The 424-nt window shown below is 63.7% G+C and carries 1 protein-coding gene; it reads left to right on the top strand.

Features of this window, described 5'->3' with window-relative positions; translation table 11 throughout:
* Positions 1-424 (top strand): cation:dicarboxylate symporter family transporter (locus HX774_RS19575; RefSeq protein WP_178829043.1); only part of this gene is annotated, 424 nt, incomplete at both ends.

Below are 424 nucleotides of genomic sequence, written 5' to 3'. Positions count from 1 at the left end.
GTCGTCTCCGGCATTGCCGGCATGCGCGACATGAAGAAGGTGGGCCGCGTGGGCGGCAAGGCGTTGCTCTACTTCGAGGTCGTCTCGACCTTCGCGCTGATCATCGGTCTCGCGGCGGGCCACATCTTCAACCCCGGCGCGGGCTTTAACGTCGACGTCAACACCATCGATGCCAAGGCTGTGGCGCAGTACGCCGCCAAGGCGCACTCGGCCAGCACGGTCGACTTCCTGCTCAACATCATCCCGCGCACGGTGGTGGATGCCTTCGCCAAGGGCGACATCCTGCAGATCCTGCTGATCGCGCTGCTGTTTGGGGGTGCACTTTCTGCCATGGGCGAGCGCGCGCAGATGGTGACGGACTTCATCGACCAGATCTCGCACGTGTTCTTCCGTATCGTGCACGTCATCACGCGTGTGGCCCCGA

It is taken from the genome of Brevundimonas sp. P7753 (genome assembly GCF_013386595.1).
In the GTDB taxonomy this organism is placed as follows: Bacteria; Pseudomonadota; Alphaproteobacteria; order Caulobacterales; family Caulobacteraceae; genus Brevundimonas; species Brevundimonas bullata.
The sequence above is the reverse complement of the archived record's forward strand: the minus strand, read 5'-3'. Positions and strand labels throughout refer to the sequence as shown.